5 protein-coding genes are annotated in these 7,824 nt (G+C 72.9%); 2 read left to right on the forward strand and 3 right to left on the reverse strand.

Annotated elements, in window-relative coordinates; translation table 11 throughout:
* Nucleotides 1-206 precede the first annotated feature (206 nt).
* Both ABD879_RS16135 and leuS read right to left on the reverse strand, forming a co-directional pair.
* Nucleotides 207-548, reverse strand: coding sequence for a YciI family protein (locus ABD879_RS16135; RefSeq protein ID WP_345022229.1), 342 nt, complete (start codon nt 546-548; stop codon nt 207-209).
* Nucleotides 545-3,007 (reverse strand): leucine--tRNA ligase, encoded by a 2,463-nt coding sequence (gene leuS / locus ABD879_RS16140; protein ID WP_345022236.1) that lies wholly within the window; start codon nt 3,005-3,007, stop codon nt 545-547. The genes ABD879_RS16135 and leuS overlap by 4 nt, the downstream gene beginning before the upstream one ends.
* A 640-nt stretch (nt 3,008-3,647) precedes the next feature.
* Between leuS and ABD879_RS16145 the strand changes: the two genes are divergently transcribed.
* Nucleotides 3,648-4,238, forward strand: coding sequence for a lytic polysaccharide monooxygenase auxiliary activity family 9 protein (locus ABD879_RS16145; RefSeq protein WP_345022230.1), 591 nt, complete (start codon nt 3,648-3,650; stop codon nt 4,236-4,238).
* A 232-nt stretch (nt 4,239-4,470) separates the two neighbouring features.
* Nucleotides 4,471-6,012 (forward strand): long-chain-fatty-acid--CoA ligase, encoded by a 1,542-nt coding sequence (locus ABD879_RS16150; protein WP_345022231.1) that lies wholly within the window; start codon nt 4,471-4,473, stop codon nt 6,010-6,012.
* 169 nt (nt 6,013-6,181) lie between these two features.
* Here the strand turns inward: ABD879_RS16150 and ABD879_RS16155 are convergent.
* The coding region (locus ABD879_RS16155; RefSeq protein WP_345022232.1) for a glycosyltransferase at nt 6,182-7,824 on the reverse strand (1,643 nt) is incomplete at its 5' end.

Genomic DNA, 7,824 nt, shown 5'->3' on the forward strand with positions numbered 1-7,824 from the left:
ACCTCGACAACCGCGTGCGGACGCACTCGTCTCCACCCATTCCAGTTCCAGCTCGTCCACGACCGCCGCTCGGCGCCCGCGCCCAGGCGCGCCCGCCAGGCCACGCCGAGATACGGCCGCGGCGGTGGATCTCCGCTCGCGGCCGTCAGGCTCGGATTCGGGCCCGCCGGTGCCTGGACCGCGGGCTGCGCGGCCGATGCGCCGCGTCAGCCGGGCGGTTCTCCCGGGGCGCGGACGCGGGACGGGCCGACGCCGACCAGTCCCGCCAGAGCCGGATGGATCCGGCCCACATCGACTGTAATGATGTCGTATTCGGCCACGCCCGCGCAGACGAACGGGTCATTCTCGGCGATCTTTTCGATCTCGGCGCGGTCGGTCCCGCGCGCGATGATCGCGCCGCCCTGCTCGGACGGCACCGTCTGCCCCGAGGCCAGGAACGTGCCCGCCCGGTGGTGGCGGTCCAGGTACGCCGCGTGGGCGGGCACGTGCGGAGCGGCCTCCTCCTCGGCTCCGCGGTAGCGCAGCCGCAGGATGTGCAGGGTGCTCACTTGGCCGGGACGATGTTCACGATCTTGGGCGGGCGGACGATGACGCGCTGGACCCGCGCGCCGGCCAGCGCCTCGTTGACCTTGGCGGAGGCCAGCGCCAGCCGCTCCAGCTCGTCCTCGGCGATGTCGGGCGGCACCTCCAGGCGGTCGCGGACCTTGCCCGCGACCTGCACCACGCAGGTCACCGACTCGCGCACCAGCAGGGACGGGTCGGCCTGCGGCCAGCCCGCGGTCGCCACCGACGGCTCGCGGCCCAGCCGCTCCCACGCCTCCTCGGCGGTGTAGGGGGCGAACAGCGACAGCAGCACCGCGATCGTCTCGGCGGCCTCCCGCACGGCCGGGTCGGCGGGGCCGGGGCCCTCGTCGATGGCGCGGCGGGTGGCGCTGACCAGCGTCATCAGCCGGGCGATCGCCACGTTGTAGCGGTGCTGCTCGATCAGCGTGGTGGCCTCGTCGATGGTGCGGTGGGTGACGCGCCGCAGGTCCACCGAGCCGCCCGCAGGGTCGGTACCGGGGGCGGAGGCCACCTCGGTGGCGATGCGGTGCACGCGCGCCAGGAACTTGACCATGCCGGGCTGGGACACGTCGGCCCAGTCGATGTCGTCCTCGGGCGGCCCGGAGAACAGCATCGCCAGGCGCACCACGTCGACGCCCCACTGCTCGATCTGCTCGCCCAGGTCGACCATGTTGCCCAGCGACTTGGACATCGCCTTGCCGTTGAGGATCACCTGGCCCTGGTTGACCAGCCGGGTGAACGGCTCGGTGAAGTCGACCATGCCCAGGTCGTACAGCACCTTGGTGAAGAACCGGCTGTACAGCAGGTGCAGGATGGCGTGCTCGACGCCGCCGGTGTACTGGTCGACCGGCATCCACTTGCGGACCTTCTCGACGTCGAACGGCCCGTCCTCGTAGTCCGGCGAGCAGTACCGGAAGTAGTACCAGGACGAGTCGACGAAGGTGTCCATGGTGTCGCTGTCGCGCTTGGCCGCGCCGCCGCACCTGGGGCAGTCCACGTTGACCCAGTTCTCGGCGGCGGCCAGCGGCGAGGTGCCCTTGGGCCGCAGGTCGGCGCCGCGCAGGTCGTCGGGCAGCCGCACCGGCAGCTGGTCGTCCGGCACCGGGACCTCGCCGCAGGACGGGCAGTGCACGATCGGGATCGGGCAGCCCCAGAACCGCTGCCGGGACACCAGCCAGTCGCGCAGCCGGAAGTTGACCGCGGCCTTGCCCAGGCCCTTCTCCTCCAGGATCTCGATGATCCGCTTGATCGCGTCGGCCTTGTTCAGCCCGTCGATGGGGCCGGAGTTGACGATGCGGCCGTCGCCCGCGGCGGCCACGCCGCTCTCGGCCGGGTCGGGCTGCCCGGTCTCCACCACCACGCGCACCGGCAGCCCGAACTTCAGCGCGAAGTCCAGGTCGCGCTGGTCGTGCGCGGGGACGGCCATGATCGCGCCGTGCCCGTACTCGGCCAGCACGTAGTCGGACGCCCAGATCGGGATGCGCTCGCCGTTGACCGGGTTGATCGCGTACCGGCCCAGGAAAACGCCGGTCTTCTCGCGCTCGGTGGACAGCCGCTCGATCTCGCTCTCGTGGGAGACCTGCTCGCGGTAGGCCTCGAACGCGGCGCGCTGCTCGGGGGCGCAGATCTCCTCGGCCAGGTCGGCGTCGGCGGCCACCACCATGAAGGTGGCCCCGTACAGGGTGTCGGGGCGGGTGGTGTAGACGGTGACCGGCTCTTCGCGGCCCTCGATGACGAAGTCGACGTCGGCGCCGGTGGAGCGGCCGATCCAGTTGCGCTGCATCAGCAGCACCCGGTCGGGCCACTTGCCCTCCAGGGCGGCCATGTCGTCCAGCAGCCGGTCCGCGTAATCGGTGATCTTGAAGTACCACTGGGTCAGCACGCGCCGCTCGACCAGCGTGCCGCAGCGCTCGCAGTGGCCGCCGATGACCTGCTCGTTGGCCAGCACGGTCTGGTCCTTGGGGCACCAGTTGACCCGGCCGCCGCGCCGGTAGGCCAGCCCGCGCTCGTAGAAGCGCAGGAACAGCCACTGCGTCCACCGGTAGTACTCGGGGTCGGAGGTGTGCAGCCGCCGCGACCAGTCGAAGGACGGGGCGTACCGGCGGAACGACGCCTCCTGGGTGGCGATGTTGTCGTAGGTCCACTTCACCGGGTCCGCGTTGTGCTTGATCGCGGCGTTCTCGGCGGGCAGACCGAAGGAGTCCCAGCCCATGGGGTGCAGGACGTTGTAGCCGCGCTGCGTCCAGTAGCGGGCGGCCACGTCGCCGATGGCGTACGCCTCGGCGTGCCCCATGTGGAGGTCACCCGAGGGGTATGGGAACATGTCCAGCGCGTAGCGGCGCTCGCGGCCGTCGTCCTCCTCGACCGCCTTGAACGGGCTGAGCTCCGCCCAGCGGGCCTGCCACTTCTGCTGAACGGCCCGGGGGTCGTACCCGTCGTTCAGGGAGGCGGGCCCCCCTGAACCCTCCTGTGTGGCTGGGGAGGTGTCGTCGCTGCTCACGGTCGCTACTCCACTGGTCCTGTTGGTACCGAACGGCTCTCGCCGCGGGGCCTGGGCCGGTGCGCCGCCGGTTCCGGGAGACGCTCGCCGGCCCCGGCGCCCTCGCCGGAGGACAGACACGAAACGACCCCTCGCAATGGAGGGGTCGCCGCGCCGACTGGTTCGCCTGTCAGCGCGGCCGGCTGAGAAGCAGCCTTCCTGTCCGCATATACCAAGACTAGCGCAGAGGCAAGGCCGGGCGGGGGCGCAGGCGGACACTGGCCGCCAGTGTCCCCGCGCCCCCGCCCGGGCGCGCAGCGCCGCGGCGGCGGCGAACCGGCCGAGCGTCCTGTCCAGCACCGATGCACGCACCCGGATGACCGCGGCCACCGCGATGCCGGCGGCACCGGCGGCGAGCACGTCCCCGACCGCGAACCGGAGCCTCTCTTCGCCCCGGCGGCCGCGCGCGGACGGCGGACCCGGGCGCGGCGGGGCGGGCGATTTGGGTCTTGACGGGGCGGCGGCGGCCGTTACCCTTCCAAATCAATAGGAAGGTTTCCTATTAATACCGTGCCGCTCTCCCACCCCGCCAGGAGGAATGCGCATGCCCCGCAAGAGCGCCCTCGCCGTCGCCGCGGCCGTCGCCGTCGGCCTGCCCTTGGTCGGCGCCGCCCCCGCGTTCGCGCACGGCTACACCACCTCCCCCGTCAGCCGCGCCCTGCACTGCAAGCAGGGCACCGTCCAGAACTGCGGCCCCATCCAGTGGGAGCCGCAGAGCGTCGAGGGCCCCAAGGGCTTCCCCCAGATGGGGCCCGCGGACGGCACGATCTGCGCCGGCGGCGACAGCCGCTGGGCGCCGCTGGACGACCCGCGCGGCGGCCGGTGGCCCGCCACCCGGGTCGCCTCCGGCCAGTCGTTCACCTTCGCCTGGACCCTCACCGCCGCGCACGCCACCACCTCGTTCCGCTACTTCATCACCCGCCAAGGCTGGAACCCGGCGCAGCCGCTCACCCGGTCCGCCCTGGATCCGACGCCGTTCCTGCAGCAGAACTACGGCGGCGCGCGGCCCCCGTCGACCGTGTCGCACACCGGCACCCTGCCCGCCAGGTCCGGCCGCCACCTCATCCTGGCCGTCTGGGACATCGCCGACACGGGCAACGCCTTCTACCAGTGCGCCGACGTCGACTTCGGCTGATCCGACCGGCCTCCACCCACTGCGGCGGCCCGCCGTCCCCTCTCCGGCGGGCCGCCCGCCGCCGCGCCCCGGCCGGCCCGTCAGATAACCGCCCGGTCACATTTGCCGGAACGCAGAAAAAGGGCTCGTCAGAGGGGTGCGCGGACGGGGCGCCATCCAGCAGGATGGGCGCTACCGGTTCTTGGACTCGCCGGTAACAACCGCTCGGTGACGCCCCGCACTGAGGAGTGCCATGCTGAACCTCTCGGTCCTGCTGGAGGACGCCGCCCGCAAGTCGCCCGACCGCGACGCCGTCGTGTTCGGCGACATGCGGCTGTCGTACGCGACGATCGACACCATCGCCAACCAGGTGGCGAACCTGCTGCGCGCACGCGGCATCGGCCCGGGCGACAAGGTCGCGCTGTCGTGTCCGAACGTGCCGTACTTCCCGATGGTGTACTTCGGCATCCTCAAGGCCGGTGCGGCGGTCGTCCCGCTGAACGTGCTGCTCAAGCCGCGGGAGATCGCCTACCACCTCGACGACTCCGACGCCAAGGCGCTGTTCGCGTTCGAGGGCACGCCCGAACTGCCGCTCGGCGAGATGAACCACGCCGGGTTCCAGCAGGCCGCCGGGTGCGAGCACCTGTTCCTCATGACCACCGACCCGGGGGCCGCCGAGTCGCCGTACGAGGACGCCGAGCTGTTCTGGCCGGCGGTCGGGGCGCAGCCGGGCACCTGCGAGCCCGCGCCGACGTCCGCCGAGGACACCGCGGTGATCCTCTACACCAGCGGCACCACCGGGCAGCCCAAGGGCGCCGAGCTGTCGCACCTGAACATGCTGATGAACGCGTTCGTGTCGGACACCATGTTCAACCGCACCGACCACGACGTGTCGCTGGTGACGCTGCCGATGTTCCACGCCTTCGGGCAGTCGTGCGTGATGAACGTGGGCATCCGGCGCCGTGCCACGCTGGTGCTGCAGCCCCGGTTCGAGCCCGCCGAGGCGCTGCGGCTGATGGCCAAGGAGAAGGTCACCATCTTCGCGGGCGTCCCGACGATGTACTGGGCGCTGCTGTCCGACCAGGGCACGGTGCCGCCCGAGGACGTGGCGCGGCACCTGCACACCTGCGTGTCGGGCGGGGCGTCGCTGCCGCTGGAGGTGCTCAAGGGCTTCGAGGCCAAGTTCGGCGTCAAGGTCCTCGAGGGCTACGGGCTGTCGGAGACCTCGCCGGTGGCCTCGTTCAACCAGGCCGACGTCGGCCTGAAGCCCGGTTCGATCGGCACCCCCATCTGGGGCGTGGAGATGAAGCTGATCGACGACGACTGGAAGACGGTCGAGGGCGAGGGGCCGGGCGAGATCGCCGTGCGCGGCCACAACGTCATGAAGGGCTACTACGGCCGGCCCGAGGCGACCGCGGAGGCGATCCGGGACGGCTGGTTCCGCACCGGCGACATCGCCCGCCGCGACGAGGACGGCTTCTACTTCATCGTCGACCGCTCCAAGGACATGATCATCCGCGGTGGCTTCAACGTGTACCCGCGGGAGATCGAGGAGGTCCTGATGACCCACCCGCAGGTCTCGCTGGCCGCGGTGGTGGGCGTGCCGCACGACAGCCACGGCGAGGAGATCAAGGCGTACGTGATCCGCACCCCGGACGCCACGATCACCGAGGAGGAGCTGGTCGCCTGGGGCAAGGAGCAGTTCGCCTCCTACAAGTACCCGCGCATCGTGGAGTTCCGCGACGAGCTGCCCATGACCGCCACCGGCAAGATCCTCAAGCGCGAGCTGCGCTGACCCCCGCGGCTCCGGCCCGCCGCTCCGGACGGGAAGCGCCGTCCGGAGCGGCGGGCGAACCGCGACGCGCCGCCGCCCCCGGTCCGGGACGGATGCGGCAGCCGGCGACGTTCCGACGGGCACCCGGCACCTGTTCGCGGCGGCGCCGTCGCGTTGCCGGCGTCCGGGGCTAGAACAGGACGTGCTCTTCGGCGAAACCGTAGAAGGCGACGCGGCCGTTGGCCAGCAGGCGCCGGTCGTCGGGCCGCCAGGTGTGCCTGGCCGGGTCGGCGTGCCGGATGGTGACGAACGAGTACCGGTCGGCCGCGTACAGCCGGACGCCGTCGCCGCGCAGCCGCCGGAACAGGTCGGTGTCCTCGCCGCGCGGCAGGTCGGCGAACCGGTAGGTCCGCAGCAGGTCGGCCTCGGCCAGCAGGGCGCCGCCGCGCAGGTGGTCGACGTGGCGGTGCTCGCGGTCGGGCCAGCGCAGCACCGTGGCGCCCGCGGACTCCAGGTAGGCGTAGTGGGCGAGCTTGCCGACCACGCCCGCGTCGGCGTAGGAGAACGCGGCGACCAGGTCGGCGACGTAGTGCGGGCCGTACAGCTCGTCGTCGTCGATCTTGCCGATGTAGGCGCCGCCGGCCGCGTCCAGGCCGAGGTTCAGGCAGGCGCCGAGCGGCAGCGACCGGTCGGCGGCCAGCACCGCGACGTCGTCGAGCCCGGCCTCGCGGGCCCGCTTCTCGACGGCGGCGGGCTCCTCGTCGAGGCCGTGCAGCACGATGACCAGCTGCAGGGGACGCCAGGTCTGCCGCGCGGCCTGCGCGATGGCGTGGTCGATCCGGCCGGGGCGGTTCGTCGACAGCACCAGCGAGACGGGCGGCGGCACCAGGGGGGCGGGGTCGCGCAGGCCGACCGCTTCCAGGAGGGCGCCGACACGGTGCCGGTAGGTGTGCGCGGCGAGGACCTCGCGCAGCGCCAGATGGGCCTGCCGGTCGCGCAGTTCGGGAGCGGCGAGCAGCGCGCGCAGCACGGTCCGCCCCTCGTCGGCGTCCGCGACCGCGGGGCCGAACCCGGGCGCCTCCCGCCGCAGTACGACCGGGATGCCCGCGGCGGCCGCCTCGTAGGGCTGCCGCCCGTCCGCGGCCAGCAGGACCTGGTAGTGCTTGCGGGCCGTCAGCGACTTCTCGTACGGCAGGGGCTCGACGATGCGCTGCCGGTACTTGTGGGGGAAGCCGTTCCCGCGGAAGTGCGCGCCGAGCCTGGGGGCGGGGGCCAGGAGCGGTTCGTCGTCCTCGTCGTAGTCGCCCTCGTACAGCAGCGGGTAGCGCCCCTGGCCGGGGACGCGGACGGGGTTGTGCAGCCGCGGCTGCGCCGCGAAGGGCAGCAGGCGCGCGCCGTTCGGATGCCGCGCGGCGGTGGCCCGGTCGACGGCGAAGACGTGGTCGAACAGGGCGGCGCGGTCGGGCGGGCCGTCGCCGGTGTCCCAGTAGACGGTGGGCACGCGGTGCTCGCGGCACCACGCGGCCATCTCCTCGGCCGGCGGCCCGGTCGCGGCCGACTCGACGAGCAGCAGGTCGGGGCGTTCGGCCGCGAAGACGTCGCGCCAGTCGCCGGTGCCGGGGCGGAAGCCGTCCAGCTGCCGCCATTCGTACCGCAGCGCGAGCGCGACGGCCGGGGAGGCGACGACGGCGGCGGTGACGCCGGGCCGGTTGACCGGGCCGTCGGGGATCGCCGCGGCGGGCGCGTCGAGCGGCTCGGTGTCGGCGACGCGGATCTCCGGGCGCCGGGTCCGCTCCGGCGCGGCGGGCGGCGCCGGGGGCAGCGCGCGGCCGC

It is taken from the genome of Actinomadura keratinilytica (assembly GCF_039539665.1).
Taxonomy (GTDB): domain Bacteria; phylum Actinomycetota; class Actinomycetes; order Streptosporangiales; family Streptosporangiaceae; genus Spirillospora; species Spirillospora keratinilytica.

What these genes read in the sequence shown, in the direction of transcription:
- ABD879_RS16145 (WP_345022230.1), top strand. Translation starts at nt 3,648, where the DNA reads ATGCCCCGCAAGAGCGCCCTCGCCGTCGCCGCGGCCGTCGCCGTCGGC.
- ABD879_RS16150 (WP_345022231.1), top strand. Translation starts at nt 4,471, where the DNA reads ATGCTGAACCTCTCGGTCCTGCTGGAGGACGCCGCCCGCAAGTCGCCC.